Annotated in this window: 23 protein-coding genes and 1 other RNA gene; 15 read left to right on the top strand and 9 right to left on the bottom strand. The window is 68.3% G+C overall.

Annotated elements, in window-relative coordinates:
- Positions 1–30 precede the first annotated feature (30 nt).
- On the bottom strand, positions 31–651 hold the full coding sequence (gene gmk / locus AC3WP6_RS03270) for a guanylate kinase (protein WP_492626365.1): 621 nt from the start codon (positions 649–651) through the stop codon (positions 31–33).
- Positions 652–675: 24 nt separating this feature from the next.
- Complete coding sequence (locus AC3WP6_RS03265) at positions 676–1,533, bottom strand: YicC/YloC family endoribonuclease (protein WP_492626364.1); 858 nt, start codon at positions 1,531–1,533, stop codon at positions 676–678.
- Positions 1,534–1,601: 68 nt separating this feature from the next.
- Between AC3WP6_RS03265 and rph the strand changes: the two genes are divergently transcribed.
- Complete coding sequence (gene rph / locus AC3WP6_RS03260; protein ID WP_492626363.1) at positions 1,602–2,348, top strand: ribonuclease PH; 747 nt, start codon at positions 1,602–1,604, stop codon at positions 2,346–2,348.
- Entirely contained in the window at positions 2,345–2,932 is a 588-nt protein-coding gene (gene rdgB / locus AC3WP6_RS03255) for an RdgB/HAM1 family non-canonical purine NTP pyrophosphatase (protein ID WP_492626362.1), read from the top strand. Before rph ends, rdgB begins: the two co-directional genes overlap by 4 nt.
- Positions 2,933–2,939: 7 nt before the next feature.
- Here the strand turns inward: rdgB and AC3WP6_RS03250 are convergent, their stop codons facing one another.
- A complete protein-coding gene (locus tag AC3WP6_RS03250; protein ID WP_492626361.1) occupies positions 2,940–3,365 on the bottom strand; it encodes a type II toxin-antitoxin system death-on-curing family toxin in 426 nt (141 codons plus the stop codon).
- Positions 3,366–3,368: 3 nt separating this feature from the next.
- Positions 3,369–3,599, bottom strand: coding sequence for an AbrB/MazE/SpoVT family DNA-binding domain-containing protein (locus AC3WP6_RS03245; RefSeq protein ID WP_492626360.1), 231 nt, complete (start codon positions 3,597–3,599; stop codon positions 3,369–3,371).
- Positions 3,600–3,662: 63 nt separating this feature from the next.
- On the opposite strand from AC3WP6_RS03245, the gene hemW reads away from it, so the two are divergent.
- From hemW to pepQ, 4 genes are all read left to right on the top strand, one after another.
- Complete coding sequence (hemW, locus tag AC3WP6_RS03240) at positions 3,663–4,829, top strand: radical SAM family heme chaperone HemW (protein ID WP_492626359.1); 1,167 nt, start codon at positions 3,663–3,665, stop codon at positions 4,827–4,829.
- Between the two features lie 70 nt (positions 4,830–4,899).
- The gene (locus AC3WP6_RS03235) at positions 4,900–7,329 is read left to right on the top strand and encodes a DUF1631 family protein (protein ID WP_492626358.1); all 2,430 of its coding nucleotides are present in this window, start codon (positions 4,900–4,902) and stop codon (positions 7,327–7,329) included.
- Positions 7,326–7,655 carry a PilZ domain-containing protein gene (locus AC3WP6_RS03230; RefSeq protein WP_492626357.1) on the top strand — a complete coding sequence of 110 codons (330 nt, stop codon included), beginning with the start codon at positions 7,326–7,328 and terminating at the stop codon, positions 7,653–7,655. The genes AC3WP6_RS03235 and AC3WP6_RS03230 overlap by 4 nt, the downstream gene beginning before the upstream one ends.
- A gap of 48 nt (positions 7,656–7,703) precedes the next feature.
- On the top strand, positions 7,704–9,017 hold the full coding sequence (gene pepQ, locus AC3WP6_RS03225; RefSeq protein WP_492626356.1) for a Xaa-Pro dipeptidase: 1,314 nt from the start codon (positions 7,704–7,706) through the stop codon (positions 9,015–9,017).
- Between the two features lie 12 nt (positions 9,018–9,029).
- On the opposite strand, the gene AC3WP6_RS03220 is transcribed toward pepQ, so the two are convergent.
- Together AC3WP6_RS03220 and AC3WP6_RS03215 are read right to left on the bottom strand one after the other, a co-directional pair.
- A complete protein-coding gene (locus AC3WP6_RS03220; protein WP_492626355.1) occupies positions 9,030–10,370 on the bottom strand; it encodes an aminopeptidase P N-terminal domain-containing protein in 1,341 nt (446 codons plus the stop codon).
- Positions 10,367–10,930, bottom strand: coding sequence for a UPF0149 family protein (locus tag AC3WP6_RS03215; RefSeq protein WP_492626354.1), 564 nt, complete (start codon positions 10,928–10,930; stop codon positions 10,367–10,369). The genes AC3WP6_RS03220 and AC3WP6_RS03215 overlap by 4 nt, the downstream gene beginning before the upstream one ends.
- A gap of 92 nt (positions 10,931–11,022) precedes the next feature.
- Between AC3WP6_RS03215 and AC3WP6_RS03210 the strand changes: the two genes are divergently transcribed.
- From AC3WP6_RS03210 to rpiA, 6 genes are all read left to right on the top strand, one after another.
- Positions 11,023–11,262: a TIGR02449 family protein gene (locus tag AC3WP6_RS03210; protein ID WP_492626353.1), complete on the top strand. Its 240-nt coding sequence runs from the start codon at positions 11,023–11,025 to the stop codon at positions 11,260–11,262.
- 4 nt (positions 11,263–11,266) lie between these two features.
- Positions 11,267–11,608 carry a cell division protein ZapA gene (locus tag AC3WP6_RS03205; RefSeq protein ID WP_492626352.1) on the top strand — a complete coding sequence of 114 codons (342 nt, stop codon included), beginning with the start codon at positions 11,267–11,269 and terminating at the stop codon, positions 11,606–11,608.
- A gap of 297 nt (positions 11,609–11,905) precedes the next feature.
- A non-coding RNA gene (ssrS, locus tag AC3WP6_RS03200) (6S RNA) lies at positions 11,906–12,092 on the top strand.
- Positions 12,093–12,155: 63 nt separating this feature from the next.
- Positions 12,156–12,761, top strand: coding sequence for a 5-formyltetrahydrofolate cyclo-ligase (locus tag AC3WP6_RS03195; RefSeq protein WP_492626351.1), 606 nt, complete (start codon positions 12,156–12,158; stop codon positions 12,759–12,761).
- Positions 12,758–13,225 (top strand): EVE domain-containing protein, encoded by a 468-nt coding sequence (locus tag AC3WP6_RS03190; RefSeq protein WP_492626350.1) that lies wholly within the window; start codon positions 12,758–12,760, stop codon positions 13,223–13,225. The genes AC3WP6_RS03195 and AC3WP6_RS03190 overlap by 4 nt, the downstream gene beginning before the upstream one ends.
- A gap of 50 nt (positions 13,226–13,275) precedes the next feature.
- Positions 13,276–13,920 (top strand): ribose-5-phosphate isomerase RpiA, encoded by a 645-nt coding sequence (gene rpiA / locus AC3WP6_RS03185; RefSeq protein WP_492626349.1) that lies wholly within the window; start codon positions 13,276–13,278, stop codon positions 13,918–13,920.
- An 83-nt stretch (positions 13,921–14,003) separates the two neighbouring features.
- Here the strand turns inward: rpiA and AC3WP6_RS03180 are convergent, their stop codons facing one another.
- Positions 14,004–15,917, bottom strand: a complete 1,914-nt coding sequence (locus tag AC3WP6_RS03180) for a diguanylate cyclase (RefSeq protein WP_492626348.1) — start codon at positions 15,915–15,917, stop codon at positions 14,004–14,006.
- A 186-nt stretch (positions 15,918–16,103) separates the two neighbouring features.
- On the opposite strand from AC3WP6_RS03180, the gene AC3WP6_RS03175 reads away from it, so the two are divergent.
- On the top strand, positions 16,104–18,092 hold the full coding sequence (locus AC3WP6_RS03175; RefSeq protein ID WP_492626347.1) for a bifunctional 2',3'-cyclic-nucleotide 2'-phosphodiesterase/3'-nucleotidase: 1,989 nt from the start codon (positions 16,104–16,106) through the stop codon (positions 18,090–18,092).
- Positions 18,093–18,095: 3 nt separating this feature from the next.
- Here AC3WP6_RS03175 and AC3WP6_RS03170 read toward each other — a convergent pair whose 3' ends face one another.
- Positions 18,096–19,382, bottom strand: coding sequence for a c-type cytochrome (locus AC3WP6_RS03170; RefSeq protein WP_492626346.1), 1,287 nt, complete (start codon positions 19,380–19,382; stop codon positions 18,096–18,098).
- Positions 19,379–20,143: a c-type cytochrome gene (locus AC3WP6_RS03165; protein ID WP_492626345.1), complete on the bottom strand. Its 765-nt coding sequence runs from the start codon at positions 20,141–20,143 to the stop codon at positions 19,379–19,381. The genes AC3WP6_RS03170 and AC3WP6_RS03165 overlap by 4 nt, the downstream gene beginning before the upstream one ends.
- A 413-nt stretch (positions 20,144–20,556) precedes the next feature.
- On the opposite strand from AC3WP6_RS03165, the gene AC3WP6_RS03160 reads away from it, so the two are divergent.
- Together AC3WP6_RS03160 and AC3WP6_RS03155 are read left to right on the top strand one after the other, a co-directional pair.
- A complete protein-coding gene (locus tag AC3WP6_RS03160) occupies positions 20,557–21,663 on the top strand; it encodes a homoserine dehydrogenase family protein (RefSeq protein WP_492626344.1) in 1,107 nt (368 codons plus the stop codon).
- A complete protein-coding gene (locus tag AC3WP6_RS03155) occupies positions 21,660–22,646 on the top strand; it encodes a homoserine kinase (protein ID WP_492626343.1) in 987 nt (328 codons plus the stop codon). Before AC3WP6_RS03160 ends, AC3WP6_RS03155 begins: the two co-directional genes overlap by 4 nt.
- Positions 22,647–22,664: the final 18 nt, after the last annotated feature.

The raw sequence follows: 22,664 nt of genomic DNA, 5'->3' as shown, positions 1-22,664 counted from the left end.
TCGGTGCGGAGCCGCACCGCGGCGCCGGGTTCAAGCCAGCAGCTCCGCGATCAATGCGGCATGCCGCTGACACTGTATCGCGCTGCGCAGGCGCACAGCATCCACCACCACCTGCAACGCGTCGAGCGCGTCATCGAGCTTGTCGTTGACGATGATGAAATCGAACTCGTGCGCATGGGCAATTTCCCCGCGCGAATTCGCCAGCCGACGTTCGATCACCGCTTCGCTGTCCGAGGCGCGCCCGCGCAGGCGGCGCTCCAGCTCGGCGCGCGACGGCGGCAGGATGAACACGCTGACGCAACCAGGCTGCTGCGCGCGTACCTGCGCCGCGCCCTGCCAGTCGATCTCCAGCAGCACGTCGCGGCCCTGCGCAAGGTTGGCGGCGACCTTGGCCCGCGAGGTGCCATACAGGTTGCCGTGCACTTCCGCGTGTTCGAGGAACAACCCTGCCGCGATGTCGCGCTCGAACGCGGCGCGGTCGACGAAGTAATACTGCTCGGCGTCGCGGTCGCCCGGCCGCGGCGGCCGCGTGGTGTGCGAGATCGACAGCGTCATCCCTGGCTCGCGCTTGAGCAGCGCGTTGACCAGCGTCGATTTGCCAGCGCCGGAAGGCGCGGCCACCACGAACAACGTACCCGGCTCAACGCCCATGTGCAGATACCTTCCGCCGCGCGTTCATTCGACGTTCTGCACCTGTTCGCGCATCTGCTCGATCAGCACCTTGAGCTCGACCGCGACGTTGGTGGTGCGGGCATCCACCGATTTGGAGCCCAGCGTGTTCGCCTCGCGGTTGAACTCCTGCATGAGGAAATCCAGCCGGCGACCGACCGGCTCGTCGAGGCCCAGCACGCGGCGGGTTTCGGCGACATGGGTGCTGAGCCGATCCAGCTCCTCGTCGACATCGGCGCGGGTCACCTGCAGCACCAGCTCCTGTTCCAGCCGGCCGGGGTCGGTGCCCTGCCTGAACTCGCCGAGCCTGGCTTCAAGCCGCGCGCGCAGCGCGGCGTTGATCTGCGGCATCCACTCGCGCACTTGGGCAACGGCTTTTTCGATGGCGGCGAGGCGGTCGCGCAGGATCTGAGCGAGCTTGGCGCCTTCGCGCTCGCGGGTGGCGACGAGCGCGTCCAACGCCTGGTCCACCACCGCCATCAACGCTGCCTGTTGCGCTTCCGGGTCGACCGCCGAACGGCGCAGCACGCCAGGGTAACGCAGCAGCTCGGTGAACTCCACGCGCAGGCTGGGAAAGTGCGCGTCGATTTCGCGCGCCAACTTGGCCGCCTTCGCCAGGAACGCCTCGTCGACCTCCAGCGGCGCATCGGCAGCGTCGGCGCGGCGAACCGTGACGTCCACCTTGCCGCGCGCAAGCCGGGCGCCGATGCGTTCGCGCAGCGGCGATTCCAGCGCGCGCAGTTCGTCGGGCAGGCGCGGCGAGATTTCCAGATACCGGTGATTGACGGTGCGCAGCTCGCAGCCGAGTACCCCGGCGGGGCCGCTGGTTTCGGCGGAGGCAAAGGCGGTCATGCTGCGGATCATCGCGTAGCCAGACAGGCAGGAAAGACCGCAATGGTAAACTTTTGCTCCCCACGTTGCCGAAGCACTCCATGACCGACTTCACCCGCCCCAGCGGCCGCGCCAGCGACCAGCTGCGCACCGTTACGATCCAGCGTCACTACACGCGCCACGCCGAAGGTTCGGTGCTGGTGAGCTTCGGCGACACCCGCGTACTGTGCACCGCCAGCATCGAGGAACGCGTGCCGCAGTGGTTGCGCGGCAAGGGCGAAGGCTGGGTGACCGCGGAATACGGCATGCTGCCGCGCGCCACCAACACGCGCATGCCGCGCGAAGCCGCGCGCGGCGGCCAGGGCGGGCGCACGATGGAGATCCAGCGCCTGATCGGCCGCAGCCTGCGCGCCTGCGTCAACCGCGCCGCGCTCGGCGAGCGCGTGATCACGCTCGACTGCGACGTGATCCAGGCCGACGGCGGCACGCGCACTGCGGCGATCACTGGCGGCTACGTCGCGCTGGTCGATGCGGTGAACACGCTGATGCAGCGCGAAGCCCTCAAGCGCAACCCGATCGTCGGCGCGATCGCCGCGATCTCGGTCGGCATCTACCGCGGCCACCCGGTGCTCGACCTCGATTACGCCGAAGACTCCAACTGCGACACCGACATGAACGTGGTGATGAACGACGGCGGCGGCTTCGTCGAGATCCAGGGCACGGCCGAGGGCCACGCGTTCCGCCGCGAGGAAATGGACCAACTGCTGGCGCTGGCCAACAAGGGCATCACCGAGTTGGTGACTGCGCAGCGTGCCGCACTTGAGAGCCAAGGCCAGGACAGGCGATGACGCAAGTGGTGCTGGCCAGCAGCAACCCCGGCAAACTGGCGGAGTTTCGCGCGCTGCTGGCCGACAGCGGTTTCGAGCTTGTGCCGCAGCACGAGCTGGGCGTGGATGACGCCGCCGAGACCGGCGTGACATTCGTCGAAAACGCCTTGCTCAAGGCGCGCCACGCGGCACGTGCCACCGGCCTGCCGGCGCTGGCCGACGACTCCGGCCTGTGCGTGGCCGCGCTGCACGGCGCGCCCGGTCTGTACTCCGCGCGCTACGCCGGTCGGCATGGCGACAACGCCGCGAACAACATCAAGTTGCTGCAGCAAATGCAGGGCGTGCCGGAGGCGCAGCGCGGTGCGTTTTTCATCTGCGTACTGGTGCTGCTGCAGCACGCCGAAGACCCGGCGCCGATCATCGCCGAAGGCCGCTGGCACGGCCGCGTGCTGGACGCGCCGCGTGGCGCGCACGGCTTCGGCTACGACCCGTTGTTCCTGCCGGATGGCCAAACCGTGTCGTCGGCCGAACTCGCCGCCGAGGTGAAAAACCACCTGAGCCACCGCGGACAGGCACTGCGGCGACTGCGCGAGCAGCTGGGTTGATTTTCGGTCAGCGCCGGTAGCTTGCGGCGGCTTCCTGCACGCGCTGTGGGCGCAAGTGGTCACGCAACCACGCGGCAAACGCATCGACCGAAAGGCTGCCGTCGACCAGCGCGAGAAAAGTCTGGTACTTGTCTTCGACCGTGGCGGCCAGCTGCCCGCCGTTCAGCGCCATGAAGGTTCGGCACACCACGTAAGCCGTGCGCTTGTTGCCATCCACGGACGGATGATTGCGCGCCAACCCGTGGGCCAACGCGGCGGCGAGATCCGCCAGATCCGGTTCCGGCTCGGCGTACGCCTGCAACTGCTGCGGTCGTGCCAGCGCCGACGCCAGCAAGCCCTCGTCGCGCACGCCGTCGGCGCCGCCATGTTCGGCCAACTGCCGGTCGTGGATGGCCAGCGCCAGTTCGCGATCGATCCAGACAATGGCGTGCATGGGTCAGCTCGCAGCCAATTGCCGGAGCACGTCGCGATCTTCGCGCATGATCGCCTCCGCCACCTCCATCTGCGCCGCAAACACCGGGTCGTAGGCGGCGAGCTTGATGCCGTCCGGCAGTTCGGTGACGTAGAGCGTGTCGCCCTTTTCCACCCGCAGGCGCGCCAGAAGCTCGCGCGGCAGCACCACGCCTGCCGAGTTGCCGATGGCGGTGATCTTGAGCTTGGTGTTCATCGCGTACCCTCGCTGACGTTATAACCAACGTTATTACGAAAGGCAGCCGATTACAATTCGCCCATGCCGCTTTCCAACCTTCCCCTGTCGCTCTACGTGCACATGCCGTGGTGCGTGAAGAAGTGCCCGTACTGCGATTTCAACTCGCACGGCCTGGGCGCCAAGCCGCCGCCGTACGCGGAGTACATTGACGTGCTGCTGGCCGACCTCGACGCCGACCTCGCCGATTTCGGCGCGACGGCCCACGGGCGCGACATCGTCAGCGTGTTTTTCGGCGGCGGCACGCCGAGCCTGTTCGCCCCCGATCTGATCGCAAGGTTTCTCGACGGTGCGCAGCAACGCCTGCGCTTCGCCGATGACTGCGAGGTCACGTTGGAAACCAATCCCGGCACGGTCGAACACGGGCGGTTCGACGGTTATCTCGCCGCCGGCGTCAATCGCATCTCGGTCGGCATCCAGAGTTTCGACAACGACAAGTTGCGCCGGCTCGGCCGCATCCACTCGGCCGGCGAGGCGGAAACCGCGGTGAAACTCGCGCAGGACGCCGGCTACACCAACATCAATGTCGATCTGATGTACGCGTTGCCAACCCAAGCCCTGGAAGGCGCGCTGGCCGACATCGAACGCGCGGTGGCGCTCGGCCCCACGCATATCTCGCACTACCAGCTCACGATCGAGCCAAACACCGTGTTTGCGGCCTACCCGCCGCCGCTGCCCGACGACGACCACGCGTGGGCCATGCAGGAAGCCTGTCAAGCGCGGCTGGCGACCGCCGGTTATCACCAATACGAGATTTCCGCCTACGCGCGCCCGGACCGACAATGCCGGCACAACCGCAATTACTGGCAATTCGGCGATTACCTCGGCATCGGCGCTGGCGCGCACGTCAAGATCAGCGACCCCGCAGCCGGCCATGTCCGCCGGCGCTGGAAAGCACGCAGCCCGCGTGCGTACGTCGAAGCGGCGGGCAGCCCGGCGCGCATTGGTGGCGAGGGCGTGGTCGCCCAAAACGAGTTGCCGTTCGAATACATGCTCAACGCGCTGCGTCTGATCGACGGCGTGCCCATGGATGATTTCTCTGCGCGTACCGGCCTGCCGGCGGACGCCATCGCCGCACCCTTGGCGCGGGCCCGGCAGCGCGGCTGGCTGACCGCCGAAAACGGACGATTGCACACCACGGCGCTCGGGCAGCGTTTTCTCAACGACGTGATCGAGCTGTTCATGGCGTGAGCGCAACTACCCGTTGGCGCGCCGAATAAAGCCGCCTAAACTCGGTGGCGAAGTTCTGTGGGGATGCGTCATGGACGCCGAGCATCAATATCGGGGGACCAGCACTTCTGCGGTGGTCGGCGCACGGCGTTGGCCTGCGCGCACGCAACAATTGCTCGGCACGGTGGCACCGCTGTGCGCGCAATGGCTGGAGCCGGCCCTGCGGCGCTGCCTTGAGCGTTTCGACGAAGAGCTCTACCAGCGCGCCGAACGCTCGCACGGCCATCAGGATCAGCAGCAGTGCTTCGACACCCGCGCCCTGCTGAAACAGCAGCGCGCGGCTTTCATGAAAGCCTTTGCCGATGCCGTGCGCGGCGATTTCCTGCATCTGGGCAAACCGGCCGAAACTGCCGAAGAGTCGCTCGAAAACCAGCCGCTGCGCCTGCTCGAACGCGGCGAACAGGAACTTGCCGCCACCCTGTCCAAGCTCGCCGCACGCGGCGAAGCGCGGCACCGCGCACTACTGGCGCAGCTGGCGTACCGCTACGCAGTGCTGGTTGCCATGCCACCGTTGGAAGGTGCCGCACTGCCGGTCGGCCCGGACAGCCTCGCCGCCGCCCTGCGCGCCGCGATGGGCACGGTCGAGCTGCCGCAAACTCATCGCCTGATGCTGATACAAACCTTCGAGAAGGCCGTGCTCGGGGAAATCGGCACGCTCTACGAGCGCATCAACGACACCTTGAGCGGCGCGGGTCTGTTGCCGCAGCTGCGGCCGTATGCCAGCGTTCGCGTCACCAGCGGCGGGCACGCAACGGCGTGGGGTGGTTCGGGGCAAGCACCGGGTGAGGACGCTCTCGGCGAAGAAGCCATGCCGGCTGCGGCCACCGAAGGGCCAGCGTTCGGCGGCGTTACCAGCCCGGCTGGCGCCGCCGCCCCCATCTCGGTAATGGAGAATCTGCGCGAACTGCTGGCCGAACGCCGCCTGGGCGTGGGCACCGGCGGCGGTGGGCAAAGCGCCACCACGGACGAGCTGCAATCCGCCCTCGGGGCGTTGCAAGAACACCTCGCACAGGTCACCGGCCAGGCCAGTCGCGAGCTGCGCAGCGCACAGCGCCTGCGCGACGAGCTGCTGTTGCAGCTCAACGCCAACAAACCGGCCGACGCGGCGCCGACCCGGCTCAGCCCCGAGCAGGACAACACGGTCGAGCTGATGGCCATGCTGTTCGAGCAGCTCGGCCAGCACATGCAGCACGGCCCGCACGCCCAATCGGTGCTGAGCGGCCTGCAGTTGCCCATGCTGCGGCTTGCCGTCAGCGACCACGAATTTCTCGAACAGCGCGAACACCCCGGCCGGCAACTGCTCAACGCCGTGGCGGAAGCCGCCAACGACTGGCTGGACGGTCCGGACGGCGATACCGATCGCCAGCTCACCGATCGCCTGCAGCAACTGGTGCAACGGGCGCAAAAAGAGCCGCCGACCGCCGGGCTGTATACCAGCCTGCTGGCCGACATCGAACACCAGCTCACGGCACTGAACCGCCGCGTGCAAGCCGCCGAGCGCCGCCACGTCGAAGCCATGCAGGGCCGCGAACGGCTGGATCAGGCCCGTCAGCGCGCCAGGGAGCTGCTGGCCGAGCGCTTCACGGACAACCCGCCACGCGGCCTGCTGCGCGCCCTGCTCGACCGCGCCTGGTCCGACGTGCTTTCGCTCACGCTGCTGCAACACGGCGAGGACGGCGAAGCCTTCCAGCAGCGCCTGCACGTCACCGATCAATTGCTGGGCCGCGAAGCGGTCACCGACGCAGCGTGGCTGCGCCGCGAAGTGCAGGCCGGCTTGCAGCAGATCGGCATGGACAGCGAAGAGGCCAGCCAGGTGGCGCAACGGCTGGTTGGCGACGAAGCCGGAGCCGCGCCCGCCGCGGCAAACGCCGCGCCGGCGGCACCGCGCCCGGCGCCAACTCCCACAACACCAGCCGTGCCGCCGGCCGCCGCCATGGCGACCCGCCAGGTCGATCCGCCAGCAACCAGCACAAAGACGCCTGCCCGTGCGCCGGTCACGCCGCCCGCGCCAGCAGCCGCACGCGCCCCTGCCGCAGCCGCTCCCAGTTCCACCGACCTGGCCATGCGCCTCAAGCAGCGCAAACGCCTGGGCGAATCGGCGGCATCGGCGCCTGACGACGACAGCGAGCGCCCGCTCGGCCCCCAGGAGGCCCGCGTGTACAACCGCCTGCGCCAGTTGCCATTCGGCACCTGGTTCGAGTTCCACGACGACCAGACTGGTGAAGCGGTACAGCGCAAGCTCGCCTGGTTCTCGTCGGTCACCGGCAACAGCCTGTTCGTCACCCGCCGCGGCGGGCGCGGCGAAGAAATGAACCTGCGCGAGCTGGCCCGCGGCATCGTCTACGGTCAGGTGCGTGAGGTGCCGGGGCGGCGCGAAGGCCTGCTCGACCGCGCGTGGCATTCGCTGGCCGGCAGCCTGCGCCAGGGTGAAGAGCGACGCACCACCGGAGTGCGCCCGTGAGCCCGCACGAGCAGCGCCGCACCCCACGCCGGCCGGTCGCCGCCGGCGTGGTTGCCACCGATGTCATCAGTGAGCGGCCGCTGGGCCACCTGTGCAACCTGTCCACCGGCGGCATGCTGCTGATCGGCAAGCACGAACCGCGCAGCGAGGCGATCCATCAGGTGCGCGTGACCCTGCCCGGCGAGCGCCACCCGATCGAGCTGGGCGTGCAGGAGCAGTGGCACGATGCGGCGGCCACGCCGGGCCAGTTCTGGGCGGGCTACCGCATTATCGCCATCACCAAGGAACACGAAAAGCTGCTGGAAACCTGGCTCCGCATGGCCTGAACCGACGCGGCGCTAGACTGGCCGATCCCATCGGTCAGGCTATTTTTGATGAACGCCACGCTCGCCGCCTTCTACCCCGCCCATCTCGCCGCCGTGCGCCGCCACGCGGACGAAGCGCTCGCCACCGGGGGCTGCGATCACCTGCTGGTGGCCGCCGGCACGCCCTTGGGCAAGTTTCTCGACGACCAGGACTACCCGTACGTGGCCAGCCCGCATTTCAAGTACTGGCTGCCGCTGACGACCGCGCCCGGAAGCTGGGTGGTGCACACGCCGGGGGCCAAACCGAAGCTCGTCTTCGTGCAGCCGAACGACTACTGGAACGTGGTGCCGCAAACGCCGAGCGGCTACTGGGTGGAACACTTCGACATCGTGGTCGTGCGCAGCGCCGCCGAAGCGCTGGCGCAATTGCCGAAGGGCCACAACGCGATCATCGCGCCGGATGCTGCCGCCGGCAGCGTCGGCCTGAACCCGTCGCCGGTGCTCGACTACCTGCATTGGCAGCGCAGTTTCAAGACGCCCTACGAGCTGGCGCTGATGCGCGAGGCCAACCGCATCGGTACCCGCGCGCACCGGGCCGCGGCGGCGGCATTCCGCGCCGGCAAGAGCGAGTTCGACATCCACCTTGCCTATCTCGCCACTGCGCGCCAGACCGACGCCGAGCTGCCCTACGGCAACATCGTGGCCTTGAATGAACACGGTGCCACGCTGCATTACATGACGTTCGACCGCACGCCGCCGGCCACGCATCGCTCGTTCCTGATCGACGCTGGCGCGAGCTGCGCCGGCTACGCCGCCGACATCACCCGCACCTACGCCGCGCCGGATGCCGGCGAATTCCAGGCCCTGATCGACCGCATGGACGCCGCGCAGCAAGGCTTCGTGGCGAAGGTGCGTACCGGCCAGAACTACACGGCGCTGCACCTGCACGCGCATCACGTCATTGCCGAAGTGCTGCGCGAGCACGGCTTCATCCGCATGAACGCCGAGAGCGCCGTAGAATCGGGCGTCACGGCGGCTTTCCTGCCGCACGGCCTGGGCCATCAGATCGGCGCGCAGGTGCACGATGTCGCCGGTTTCCAGGTGGACGAACACGGCGGTCGCATTGAGCCGCCCACCGGCCATCCGGCGCTGCGTCAGACCCGCACGCTCGCGCCCGGCATGGTCACCACCGTCGAGCCGGGCCTGTATTTCATCGACATGCTGCTGGCAAAGCTCCGCGAGCAGCCGGTTGCCGCCGACATCGACTGGGCGAAAGTGGATCACTTTCGCCAATTTGGCGGCATCCGTATCGAGGATGACGTGGTGTGCACCGAAGACGCACCGGAAAACCTCACGCGCGACGCGTTCGCCCTGGCAGGCTGAAAACCCCGTGGGTCAGCGCTTGGCCAGCAGCACCTCGATTTCCGCTGCATCCTTCGGCACCGCCGCGCTGAGCACTTCGGGCGCGCCGCGGGTGACGGCAACGTCGTCCTCGATGCGGATGCCGATACCGCGCCAGCGGGCGTCCACGCCGGGTTCGTCGGGCGGCACGTAGATGCCGGGCTCGACGGTGACGACCATGCCGGGCTCAAGCACGCGCGAGGCGCCGTCGATGCGATAGTCGCCGACGTCGTGGACATCCAGGCCAAGCCAATGGCCGGTCTTGCCGGGGAAGAAGCGCTGGTAGCCGCCATCGGCAATCGCCGCATCGGCATCGCCAGGCAACAGGCCCAGCGCGCACAGCCCTTGGGCAATCACCCGCACGGCGGTGCGGTGCGCCGCATCGAACGCGCGGCCGGGGCGTACCTCGGCGATCGCGGCCTGCTGCGCGGTGAGCACGACGTCGTACAGCGCCCGCTGCTCGTGACTGTAGCGGCCGCTGACGGGAACCGTGCGACTGACATCGGAGGCGTAACAATCCAGCTCGGCACCAGCATCGATCAAGAGCAGGTTGCCGGCGGCAAGCGTGCCACGCGGGTGCTGGTAATGCATGACGCAGGCATTGGCCCCGGCGGCGACGATCGGGGTGAACGAGGGCACCGCGCCGCGCCGGCGCAGCGCGTGCAGCAGTTCGGCCTCCACCTCGTACTCGCGGCGGCCGGGCAGCGCCACCCGCCACGCCGCGACGTGCGCTTCGGCAATGACGTCCGCGGCAGCGCGCATGAGCTGCAGCTCGGCCGCGGATTTGTACAGCCGCAAGTCGTGCAAGAGATGGCCCAGCGCGACAAACTCCTTCGGCACCACGCCGCCGCCGCGCAACTGGCGCAGGCGCCGCATCCAGCCCATGAGCTGCGCGTCGAACGCGGACTCGCGGCCGAAATGGCAGTACACCCGCGCGCGCCCCTCGATCATGCCGGGCAGGATGTCGTCGATGTCGTCGATCGGGAAGGCATCGTCCATGCGGTAATCGGCCACCGCGCGTTCGGTCCCCACCGCGTGGCCCTGCCAGCGCGCACGCGCCGGATCGTCCTCGCGGCAAAACAGCACCACCTCGCCATGTGCGCGGCCGGGCAGCAGCGCCAGCACGGCGCCCGGCTCGGGGAAGCCGGTGAGGTACTGGAAATCCGAATCCTGGCGATACGGCCACGCCGCGTCGGCGTTGCGCAGGCGCTCCGGCGCGGCGGCCACCAGCAGCACCGCTTCCTCGCCTGCCATGCGCATCAACTGCCGGCGGCGCGCGGCGAATTCCTCGCGCGCGATCGGGGCAGCGGTGTGCGGGTCGCCCGGCGCGTTCAATGCACGCGGTTGCCGCGCGGCGCGTGGCGCGCGAGCGACTCGGTGTACAGCAGCAACGCGCCGACACGCAGAAACTCCTGCACTTCGATCAACGCGTCTTCATCCTCGTCGGCGTCGCCATAGGCAAACGCGGAGGCCGCAATGGTGCCGAAATCGCGCAGCACTTCCTGCGCGTCGTCGGAAAGCTCGGCATGCGCCTGCGGGCCGGCGAGGCCGAAGCCACCGAGGAACCCGCGGCACCATGCGGCGATGGCCTCGGCGCGGACGTCGAGCGGACGGTCGTCCTCGGGCAGCAAGGGCTCGAAGCCCAGATCGCTGTCGTCCAGCGCATCGCGGCATTGCGCCAGGAGGCCGTCGAGCAGCGCCTGATCGGCCTCGCCGAGCGCGTTGTCGGCGCTTTCCAGCTGCAATGCCGGCAGCAGGTCGTGCCCATGCGGTTGCGCGCCGCCGGCAAGGTAGCCGCACAGCGAACCATGCAGCTCGCTGGCCTCCACGCCGAGGCGCAGGCGCACCACGAAGGCGTCGAGCTGGTCGTGACTGAGCGGTTCGCTGGCCGGCATGGCGCACTCCTGGAAACAGGGCGCCATTTTACGCCGCGGGGCGCGTACTTCGTCGCTCCTTGGCGCGGTTGCGCACTGCTATAGTGCCGCGCATGACTTCGCTCGATGCCAGTGCGCCCGATGCCGTCCAGCAAGAGCTGGATGCACTCAGCCGTCAAGTCGATCGGCTGCTGGATACCGTGCGCCGCCTGAGCGAGGAAAACCGCAGTCTGCGGCACAGCCAGGATCAGCTTGCCGGCGAGCGCGCCAACCTCCTGGCACGCAACGATCAGGCGCGCAGCCGGGTGGAAGCCATGATCCAACGCCTGAAATCCCTCGAAGGCAACGGCTGAAGCGATGGACGCCACCAACGAACCGGTCACGCTGCGGCTGATCGACCGCGAGTTCCTGATTGCCTGCGCGCCCGAGGAGCGTGACGGCCTGGTCGCCGCCGCCGCCTTTCTCGACCACAAAATGCGCGAACTGCGCGGCGCCACCCGCGTGCCGAGCTTCGAGCGCCTCGCCGTGCTGGCCGCGGTAAGCGTCGCGCACGAGTTGCTGACCTTGCGCAAGCAGCAAGGCGGCCATCAGCAACAAGCCGTCGACCGCCTCGCGGCGCTGCGCCAGCGGCTGGAGGTTGCGATGGAAGGCGTGGTGGCGCAAGGCCGGGATGCGGGATTGGGGGATCAGAAAGGCTGAGATTCGGCATTGGAGATTCGAGATTGGGCAGATCGGAAAGGCCGAGATTGGGGATGCGGGATTGGGGATTCGGAAGATCAGGAGCCCAACGCCAAAGCTCGACACGTCGCTCTTGTGCAGGACATGCGGGCTCGCGCACCGTGCACTTGACCAGTGCAATCCCGTCGCACACGGTGGCGTGAAAATCCTCTTATCCGCGTACGCCACCACGCCTTTGGTCTGCCCAATCCCGAATCCCCGCCTGCAAGCCCGACAAGCGGATGCTTTCTGCCGGGCAACAGCCTAAACTGGCGTTGGCGTTTTCTGCGGTGTTCGCCGGCACACTCTTACATTTGCCTTGTTCCTAAATACGGCCCCGGGTCGGCTTTACCATCGGTCGTTGCGCATGTCCGCCACGTGCGGGAAGCCTTGAGACCATGTGGCCCTCCCACCTGATCCTCGTGGATCAAGGTCGTTTGGTGGGCAGCGGCATTGCGGTTGACGCCACCTTCCTGCGCCCCGTCCGTCACCCGATGGACGGGGCGCCTTTCGCTGGAGAACCCGTATCGTGGAAGCCGACGACCGCCGCCGCGCGCTGCGCGATGAGATGAGCCGGCGCCGGCGTGCCTTGCCGCCGCCGGCTCGCATGGCCGCGGCGCAGGGTCTGCGCCGCTCGCTGGAGCAGCTGCCCGAGTATTTCACCGACCAGCGCGTGGCCGGCTACTGGGCGATGGGCGGCGAGCTGCCGCTGAACTTGGTGATCCCCCCGCTGTTCGAACGCGAACAGCGCTTTGTGCTGCCGCTGCTGGCGAAGGGGCATACCCTGCAATTTGCGCCGTGGCGGGCCGGCGACGCGGTGGCGCCCAACCACTACGGCATCCCCGAGCCGGTGGCGCCAAAGGAGTGGTTTGCGCCGTTCCAGCTCGACCTGGTGCTGGTGCCACTGATCGCGTTCGACCGCGCCGGACACCGGCTTGGCCAAGGCGGCGGCTATTACGACCGCAGCTTCGCGTTCTTGAACGACGAGACACGTCCGGCGGTGCCGCTGCTGGTGGGCGTGGCCTACGATTTTCAGGAGGTGGACGCACTCACCGCCGAAGCCTGGGACGTGCCGCTCGACTACGTCGCCACCGACCACGAACTGATCGATTGCAAGCAAGGTCACCCCGCATGAAAAAAGCCGCACGCCAGTACTGGCTGATGAAATCCGAACCCGAGGCCTTTTCCATCGACGATCTGGAACGCAACCGCCAGGAGCCGTGGGACGGCGTGCGCAATTACCAGGCGCGCAACTACATGCGCGACGGCATGCGCATCGGCGACGGCGTGCTGTTCTACCACTCCAACTGCGCCGAGCCGGGCATCGTCGGCCTGGCCGAGGTGGCGACCGACGCCTACCCCGACCCCACCCAGTTCGATCCCGAGGCCCTGCATTTCGATCCCAAGAGCTCGCGCGCAGCGCCGCGCTGGGCACTGGTGGACGTGAAGTTCGTGCGCCGGCTCAAGCGCATCATCACCCTGCGCGAAATGCAGGCGGATGCAGCGCTGGCCGACATGGCGCTGGTCCGCCGCGGCAACCGCCTGTCGGTGATGCCGGTGACGCCGGCGCAGTGGAAACATCTGCTCGCGCTGGAATAGCCGCAGGCAAATCGCCGATCATGGCGACTTCTCATCACGGAATGGCGGCCATGGGCAACGCAAACGAAAAGCAGCTCGCCGGCGAAGCCGCGCTGCGCTACGTCGAGGATGGCGCGATCGTCGGTGTCGGTACCGGCAGCACCGTCGCCTTTTTCATCGACGCGCTGGCCGGCATCAAGGATCGCATCCGCGGCGCGGTCTCCAGCTCCGAACAATCCAGTGCGCGGCTCAAGGCGCACGGTATCGAGGTGATGGACCTGAACGCCGTCGGCCCGCTGGCGCTGTACGTCGACGGCGCCGACGAGTGCGACCCGTTCAAGCGCCTGATCAAGGGCGGCGGTGCCGCACTGACGCGCGAAAAAATCGTGGCGGCGGCAGCGCAAAAGTTCGTCTGCATCATCGATTCGAGCAAGCGGGTGGATATCCTCGGCAAGTTTCCGCTGCCGATCGAGGTGATTCCGATGGCGCGCAGCCTGGTCGCGCGCGAGATCGTCAAGCTCGGCGGACAGCCGGTGTGGCGCGACGGTGTGGTCACCGACAACGGCAACTGGATCCTCGACGTGCACAACTGGCAAATCACCGACCCGGTCGGCCTCGAACGCCAGCTCAACCAGCTCGCCGGCGTGGTCACCGTCGGCCTGTTCGCTCTACGCCCCGCGGATGTGGTGCTGGTGGGCGATCGGGTGATGGCTTGACCCGGGATCCGGGATTCGGAAAGTCAAAGGCTCCGCGCTTCTGATCTGCCGAATCTCGAATCTCGTATCCCCAATCCCGGTTTTTACCCCCCCGCCACCGCCACCTGGTTGCGGCCGGAGGATTTCGCGCGGTACAGCGCGCGGTCGGCGCGCTCCACCAAGGCGCCAAACTGGCTGTCGCCGACGTGGCTCACGGTGACGCCGAGGCTGACAGTCACCACCAGGGCGGGCGCCAGGTCGTGAAAGGCCAGGTCGCTCACGGTGAGCCGCAAGCGTTCGGCGATGTCGCGCGCCGATGCGATCTCCGCGCCCGGCAACAGCACCACGAACTCCTCGCCGCCGATGCGGCCGATGGCATCGCCCTCGCGCAAGGCATCGCGGCAAGCCTGCGCCAGGCGTACCAGCACCGCGTCTCCCGTCAGGTGCCCATGGGTGTCGTTCACCTGCTTGAAGTGGTCGATGTCGAGCAGCACCACGGCCAGCGACTTCCCTGCGCTCATGGCGCGATCAAGCGCGCGCTGCCCGCGCCACTCGATGTTGCGCCGGTTGGCAATGCCGGTCAGTGGATCGGTATCGGCGATTTCGCGCAACCGCCGCGTCATGCGAATCTGGCGGATCGCCAGCCAGGTCAACAGCGCAATCAGCACCGCGCCCAGCAGCAGCGCCAGTTGCTGCCAGCGCCGTGCACGCTGCAGCGAAGCCAATTGTTGCTCCTGCAGTCGTTGCTCGTTCTTGAGTCGCTGGTTTTCGGCCTCGCGCTGCGCGGTGTCGAACTGGTAGCGCATCAGCGTCGCGGTATCCGAGCGCGCACGCTGGTCGAGCGCGGCCTGTACCTTGATCGCGCGTTGCAGGTCGGCCAGCGCAAGCTTGGTGTTGCCCTGTGCCTCATAGGCGCGTGAACGTTGCTGCAGCAGCATGCCGTAGTAACGCAAGTTGCCGCTTTGGTGCAGCAATTGTTCGGCTTGATCGAAAGCCGCCAGCGCCTGCGGCAACTGCCCCAGCCCGGCAAGAGCGACACCCCGCTGGAGCGCGATCATGTCGTTGCTCCACTGGTTGTGCAGCGCGGCCATGCCGGCGCTGGAGGCATCGAGCATTTTGAGCGCGTCGTTCCACTGGCCCGCCTGGTTGTCGACCTGCGCCAACCCCAGTTGCGCCGAGGCCAGCGTAAGCGCGGCCTGTGCCTTGCGCGCCAACGGCACCACGATGTCGAAATGCGCGCGCGCCGCATCGGTACGCGGCGGCTCCGCACCGAGGTCGATAAACCCCAGCTCCATGTGCGCGGTCATTTGCCGCCCGACGTCGCCATCGGCCGTGCCGGTGGTCAGCGCCTGCGTGAAATAGCCGCGCGCCTTCGCGTATTCGCCCATCTGCCGGTAGGCAGTGGCAATGTTGAGCAGGTTGTCCTGCTCCTGCTTGGAGGCGCCGATGCTTGCGTAGTAGCGCTGGGCTTCCAGCAGGTCGACCGTGGCCTTCGCATACTCGCCGTCCACTGATTGCAAACGGCCGCGCCAGGTCAGGCCATCGGCAAGCAATTGGTTGTTTTCCGTCCGGCGCGCCAACGCAATGGCCGCGTCGTAATCGGCCATCGCCGCCTTGGTATCGGGGACCCCTTCCTGGTTGCTGCCGCGGCAGAACAGAAAATTGATCTCGGCGTCCACGTAGCCAATGCGCCGCGCGGCGGCGAGCCCGCGGTTGGCGTACGCGATGCCGGCCTGCGGTGTTTCGGTCGGGCCGATGACGCAATACAGGTACTGATAACGCAGCTCGCGCCGCGCATCGCCGGGCGGAACGTCGCGCTGCAACCGTTCAAGCAGGTGCATCAGATCGCCCTGCGAGGTGAACGCGATTTCGCCGCGGTCGAGGCGGCCGGCCAACTGGTCGAACGCTGCCGCGTTGTCGGTTGACGTGGCGCCTTGCGCAGGCAATACACCGCCCGCCAGCACCAGGATCAGCCCAAGCTGCCACCACCGCCCGCCGCACCCAGCCCGCTTGCGCACGCAATCCCCTCCTTACAAGGAACGGGTCAACGCCATGCAAATGCAAGGCCACTGTCTTTGATAACGGCCGGCAATGGAATGACTTGAGCCACACCGCCCATTGCCGCCAAGTACGCCAACCGCCAAGCCGGTGCGGTTTGACCGCGATCTGTTAGCGTGTTGACCCCGTTCGTCAGTAGTCGCCCCATGTCGCTGCGCACCCTTGCCCTGCTGCCCGCACTTGCGTTGGTCGCCTGCGCCCATGCCCCCACCCGACCGGCGGCGCTCCCCGACGGCACCCGCGCCACGGTGGCGATCCTCGAAACCACGGATATCCACGCCAACGTCCTCGGCTACGACTACTACCAAGGGAAAGCCGACCCGACGCTGGGCTTCGACCGCACCGCCACGCTCATCGCGCAGGCGCGGGCCGAGTTTCCCAACCACTTTCTGTTCGACAGCGGCGACACCATCCAGGGCACCGCGCTCGCCGACTACCAGGCGCAGGTGCACCCACCGGCCTGCGACGAGGAGCTGGCGGTATATCGCGCGATGGATGCCATCGGCTACGACGGCGGCACCGCCGGCAACCATGAATTCAACTATGGGCTGGATTACCTCGCGCAGGTGACCGGCACGCCGATGGACGTGGATGCCGGCACCCGGCGCCGGTGCGCCGGTCCGCATTTTCCGCTGGTGCTGGCCAACGTCGATGCCGCTCGCAACGACAAGCCAATCTTTCCGCCATGGACCATGGTGACGAAACCCATCACCGTGGCGCGTCCCGACGGCAGCCAGGCGAGCGTACCGCTGCGCGTCGCGATCATCGGTTTCACCCCGCCGCCGATCATGCAGTGGGATCACGCGAACCTTGCCGGCAGGGTCACCGCCGACGGCGTGCTGGAAGCCGCCCGCAAATACCTGCCGCAGATTCGCGCCGCCCGCCCCGACCTCGTCGTGGCCATCGTGCATGGCGGACTCGACACCGCGCCGTACACCCCACGAATGGAAAACGCCGGCTGGCACCTCGCCGGCGTACCCGGCATCGATGTGCTGCTGCTCGGCCATTCGCACGCGAGCTTTCCCGGCCCGCGCTTTGCGCACCTGCCGGACGTGGACGCCGTGCGCGGTTTCGTGCGCGGCAAGCCGGCGGTGATGGGCGGCTTTTTCGGCAAGGATCTGGGCGTGATCGCGCTGACGCTCGACCGCCAAGGCGGCCGTTGGGTGATTGACCCCGCGCACACGCACAGTGAGGTGCGACCGATCTGCCACCAGTCGAACGATCCGCACACCTGCGTGGCGCCCGACCCCGTGATCGCGCCGCTGGTGGCCAACGTGCAGGCAGCCACCGTGACGCATCTGGACACCCCGATCGGGCGCAGCACGCTGCGCCTTTCCAGCTACTTTGCCGATGTCGGCGACATGCGCGCACTGGCCGCGGTCAATGCCGCGCAGCGCGACTACGTGCGCCGCGAACTGCCGCGCGTCCACCCGGAGCTGGCCGGCGTGCCGGTGCTTTCCGCCGCGGCCGCGTTCCGTACCGGCTTCGGCGGCGCGGGCGACTACACCGATGTCGCACCGGGCGCGCTCACGGTGCGCAGCGCGGCCGATCTCTACTACTACCCGAACACGCTGGCCGCCGTGCTCACCGACAGCGCCGGGATCAGGGCGTGGCTGGAAAAATCCGCCGCACGCTTCAACCGCATCGATCCCGCCCGGCGCGAACCCCAGGCACTGGTCAATGCGCGCTTTCCCGGCTTCAACTTCGACCAGATCCAGGGCGGGCTCACCTATGCCATCGACGTCTCCAAGCCGGTCGGCGCACGCATCGTGGCGCTGACCTGGGACGGCAAGCCGGTCACGCCGGGCCAGCGCTTCGTGGTCGCCACCAACAACTACCGCGCCAGTGGCGGTGGCGGGTTCCCCGGCCTCGACGGCAAGACCATCGTGCTGGCCGCGCCGGAGGGGACGCGGGAGATCCTCGCGCGCTGGATCGCGGCACATGGCACGCTCGACCGCGCCACGCTGCCGCCAGCGTCATGGCGATTTGCGCCGCTCAAGACCGCCGGCCCGGTGACCTTCATCAGCGCCGCTGGCAAAGCCGCCATCGCCCACGCCGATGGCCTGCCCGGCGTGCGTGAACTGCGTGCCAACGGCGACGGCACGGCGGTCTACACCGTCGACCTCACGCGCTGACGATCAATCCACCGGCGTGTGCCGCAGCCGGCTCACGTCGCCGGCGGCCACCGGCGCCGCGTGGTTGCCCCACGACTGGCGCACGTAGTTGACCACCGCGGCAACCTCGGTATCGCTCAGGGATTGCGCGAACGGCGGCATCGAATACGGCTGCGGGTTGCCGGCGGTGGCCGGGGCGAAACCGCCGAGCAGCACACTGCGCACCGCATTGATGCCGGTCGGCTCGGTCACCGAAGTGTTGTCGTCCAGCGGCGGGTAGGTGCCAGCCACGCCCTGGCCGTTGTCGCCATGGCAATCGGCGCACCGCTTGGCATACAACTCGCCGCCATGGGCATGGTCGGACGCGCGCACGACGGGGGCCGCGGCCACGGGCTGGCGCGGTGGCAACGACTGCAGATACACCGCGACCGCCGCCAGGTCGGCGTCGTTCATGTGCTGCGTGCTCAGGCGCACCACATCGGCCATCGGGCCAAACGCCGAGCCCTTCGTCGACGTGCCGGTCTTGAGCAGGGCGACGATATCCTGCTGGCTCCAGCCGGCAAGGCCGCCGCCGGGCCGCGTGCTGAGGTCGGGCGCATACCAGCTTTGCGCGGGAATCTGCCCGCCGGCGAGGCGCCGCTCTTCATCCATGGCGCCGAACGCATTGCGCGTGGTGTGGCACTCGTTGCAATGACCCAGGCCTTCGACCAGATAGGCGCCGCGGTTCCACTCGGGCGACTGCTTCGGGTCGGGCCGGTATTCACCAGGCTGAAAGTACAACGCCCGCCACGCCACCAGGCCCTGGCGCACGCTGTAGGGAAACTGCAGCTCCGGCGCACGTGCCGGCTGCTGCACCGGCGGCAGCGATTTCAGATAGGCGAAGAGCGCCAGCGCATCGTCGCGGCTGACCTTGGTGAACGAGGTGTAGGAAAACACCGGGTACAACGGCTGGCCGTGGCGGCCGATGCCGTCGTGCAGTGCGCGCCAGAAGTCGGCGAAGTGCCAGGCACCGATGCCGGTGGACGCATCCGGCGTGATGTTGGGCGCGCTGACTTCGCCGAACGGCGTGGTCAACGGCCGCCCACCGGCATACGGCGCACCACCGCGCGTGGTGTGGCACGCGGCGCAATCACCGAGTTTGGCAAGGTAGGCGCCGCGCTCGATCAGCGCCGGGTCGCGCAGCTTTGCCGCGTCCGCCTGCGCCTGCGCCGGCAACACCTGCGGCGCCCGCGCCGGCACGAACAACCACGCGCCGATACCGATCACCGCCAACAACAGGACGCCCGCGACGCCCACGATCCACCGCTTCATCGCTGTGCCTCCTCGTTGCCCACCACGCACCAGCCCGGCAGGGGCTCGGTCTGTGCACTCGCCGGCAACGGGTGCGGGTTGGACGGCGGCGCCTGGCTGGCCAGCCAGGCAGACACCGCGGTGACATCACCCACCGTCATGCGGTTGGCCACCACCGTCATGCAACCAGGGCCATCGGAAGACCTCTGGTGCGTGCGCCAGGCGTCGAGCTGGGTCTGAATGTAGGCGTAGGACAAGCCAGTCAGCCCGGGCATCGACGGCTGCACGCCGGTCAACGTGCTGCCGTGGCAGCTCTCGCAGGAGGGGATGCCGCGTGCCGGGTCGCCGTGATGCACCAGTTGTTCGCCGCGCCGCAGCGCATCGGCCGACGTGGCCGGCACCGGTTGCGGGTGGAACGGCACCTGCTGCGCCGAGAAGTAATCGGCGATCTGTTGCAGGTAAGCCGGGCTCAACTGGCGCACGACGTATTCCATCGGCGCGTGGTGGCGACGCCCATCCTGAAACGACTGCAGCTGCTGCAACAGATAGGCGGCGGGCTTGCCGGCCAGACGCGGAATCTTGACATCACCCGGCAGGCCCTCGCCGTGCGCACCGTGGCAACTGGCACAGGCGGCCACGCGCTGCTGCATGGTGTCGGGAACCGTCGGTACGGCGGCAGCGTAGAGGGCGTTGGCGGCGCCAAACGCAAACAAAGCCGCCGCTGCGCGGGTGGTCTCGCGCACGAAATCATGGGGGTTCATCCCGTCATTGTAGAGTTTCATGCCTGACGCGACCGCACCGGGTGGCCTGCCCGCGACATCCTGCCGCAGTCGTTCGGCCATCCAGACGGCCGCAAATGGTTGCATCTGCACCTGTTGACTGCAGTGCAACATTGGCCGTATGGTCACTGCCATGTCGCTCCATTGCGCCCCTGTCAACCGCGTGTTTCGCCTGATTCCGATCGGGTGCGGTGCGGCATGCGCACGCGGCATCGCCACCACGAGCATTACCACCGGCACCGGTACTAGCGGCTGCCGGGGTGCGTTCGTGCGCGAGTAACTTCACACACGCAACGGCCCCCTCCACGAGGCGGGCCGGTGCAAACCGACACGCCACGACGAACGGGGCCTCCAATGGAGAGGCTGTCGTGATTACCTGTGCACCCGAGCAAGTTTCCCCCGCTTTGCCGCCCTCCATGCCGATGCCGCGCGTCAGCACGCGCCACACCCGCACGCTGGCCGTTGGCGTGATCGGGCCGGGCCGGGTCGGCAGCGCCCTGCTGGAACAGTTGCGCGCCGCACAACCCCGGCTGCAACAAGACCACGCGCTGGAACTCAAACTGTGCGGCGTGGTGGCGCGCAAGCAGATGTGGCTGGATTGCGACGATGCCGAGCTCAACGCGCGCCACGGGGGTGCGCAGGTGTGGCGACCCAACGACCTGGATGCGTTCGCCCAGCACGTGCGCGGCAACGACGGCCGGCACGCGCTGCTGATCGACTGCAGCGCCAGCGACGAGGTGGCCGCGTTCTACCCGCACTGGCTGGCCAACGGCATCCACGTGGTCACCCCGAACAAGCTCGCGGGCAGCGGCCCGCTCAAACGCTGGCAGGCTATCCGTCGCGCCTGCGCCGAAAGCGGCGCGCGGTTTCGCTACGAGGCGACGGTGTGCGCCGGGCTGCCGGTGGTGCAGACCCTGCGCGATCTGCTCGACACCGGCGATCAGCTGCTGGCCGTGCACGGCATGTTTTCCGGCACCTTGGCCTGGCTGTGCAACCGCCACGACGGCGCGCAGCCGTTTTCGGCCCTGGTGCGCGAGGCGCACGCCAAGGGCTATACCGAACCCGACCCCCGTGACGATCTCTCCGGGCGCGACGTGGCGCGCAAGCTGGTGATCCTTGCGCGCGAAGCCGGCTGGCCGCTGTCGCTTGAAGATGTCGATCTCGAAAGCCTGGTGCCGGAAGATCTGGCCGCGCTGCCGCGCGACGAGTTTCTCCAGCATCTGACGGCGCTCGATGCACCCATGGCGGCAAAACTGGCCGAAGCCCACGCGCAAGGCGGCGTGCTGCGCCACGTGGCGCAACTGGATCGCGACGGCCGCGCCAGCGTGCGCCTGCAGGTGCTGCCGGCCAGCCACGCCTTCGCGCATACCCGGCTCACCGACAACATCGTGCAGTTCACCACCCGCCGCTACTGCGACAATCCGTTGTGCGTGCAAGGCCCCGGCGCCGGCCCCGAAGTGACCGCCGCCGGCGTCTTCGGCGACCTCCTGCGCATTGCCGAATCACTGGAGGCGCGCGCATGAACGCCACTGTCATGGAACCCCGCATGTCCCGTACCCGCATCACCCCCGCCCGCATCGCGTGCGCCTTTGCCCCGGCCAGCGTCGGCAACGTCGGCGTCGGTTTCGACCTGCTCGGCCACAGCCTGGCCGGGGCCGGCGACCACGCCTGGGTGCGCCGCATCGACGCGCCCGAAGTGCGCATCGCGGCGATCCACGGCCGCGTGCCCGGGCTGCCGATGGACCCCGCACGCAACACCGCCGGTGCGGCGCTGCTGTCGCTGCGACAGGCGCTTGGCCTCGAATACGGTTTCGAGCTCACGCTGCACAAGGGCATCGCGCTCGGTTCCGGCATGGGCGGCTCGGCGGCTTCCTGCGTGGCCGCGCTGGTGGCCGCGAACGCGCTGCTCGCCGAGCCGCTGTCGCGCGAAGCGCTGTATCGCTTTGCGCTCGACGGCGAAGCGGTTTCCAGCGGCAGTCGCCACGGCGACAACCTGGGCCCGATGCTGCTGGGCGGGCTGGTGCTCGCCAGCCCCGAACACCTGGTGCGCTGGTCGGTGCCACGCGCGTGGTACTGCGCCCTGGTGCACCCGCACGCGGTGCTGGAAACCCGCCGCGCACGTGCCGCGCTGGCCGGCAGCTATGAGCTGCATGATTTCGTCACCCAAAGCACCAACCTTGCGCTGGTGCTGGCCGGCTGTGCCCGCAGCGACGCGACGCTGGTGCGTGCGGGCCTCAAGGATGTGCTGGTGGAACCGCGCCGCGCGCCGCTGATCCCGTACTTTGCCCAGGTCAAGGCGGCGGCGCTCGACCACCACGCGCTCGGCGCCAGCATTTCCGGCGCCGGCCCCAGCGTGTTCGGCTGGTACGAAACCCGCGCGCTGGCCGAAGCGGCCGCCGCCGCGATGCAGGCCGCGTTCGCCGCCGGCGGCGTGGCAAGCGATACCTGGGTGTCGCCGATCAACGGCCCGGCCGCGAGCCTCTGCGACGAGGCGCTGCCCGCATGACCCCGCAATCACCGACCC

This window comes from Rhodanobacter sp. FW106-HT46G03 (assembly GCF_058789895.1).
This window is presented reverse-complemented; position numbering and strand designations above follow the sequence as displayed.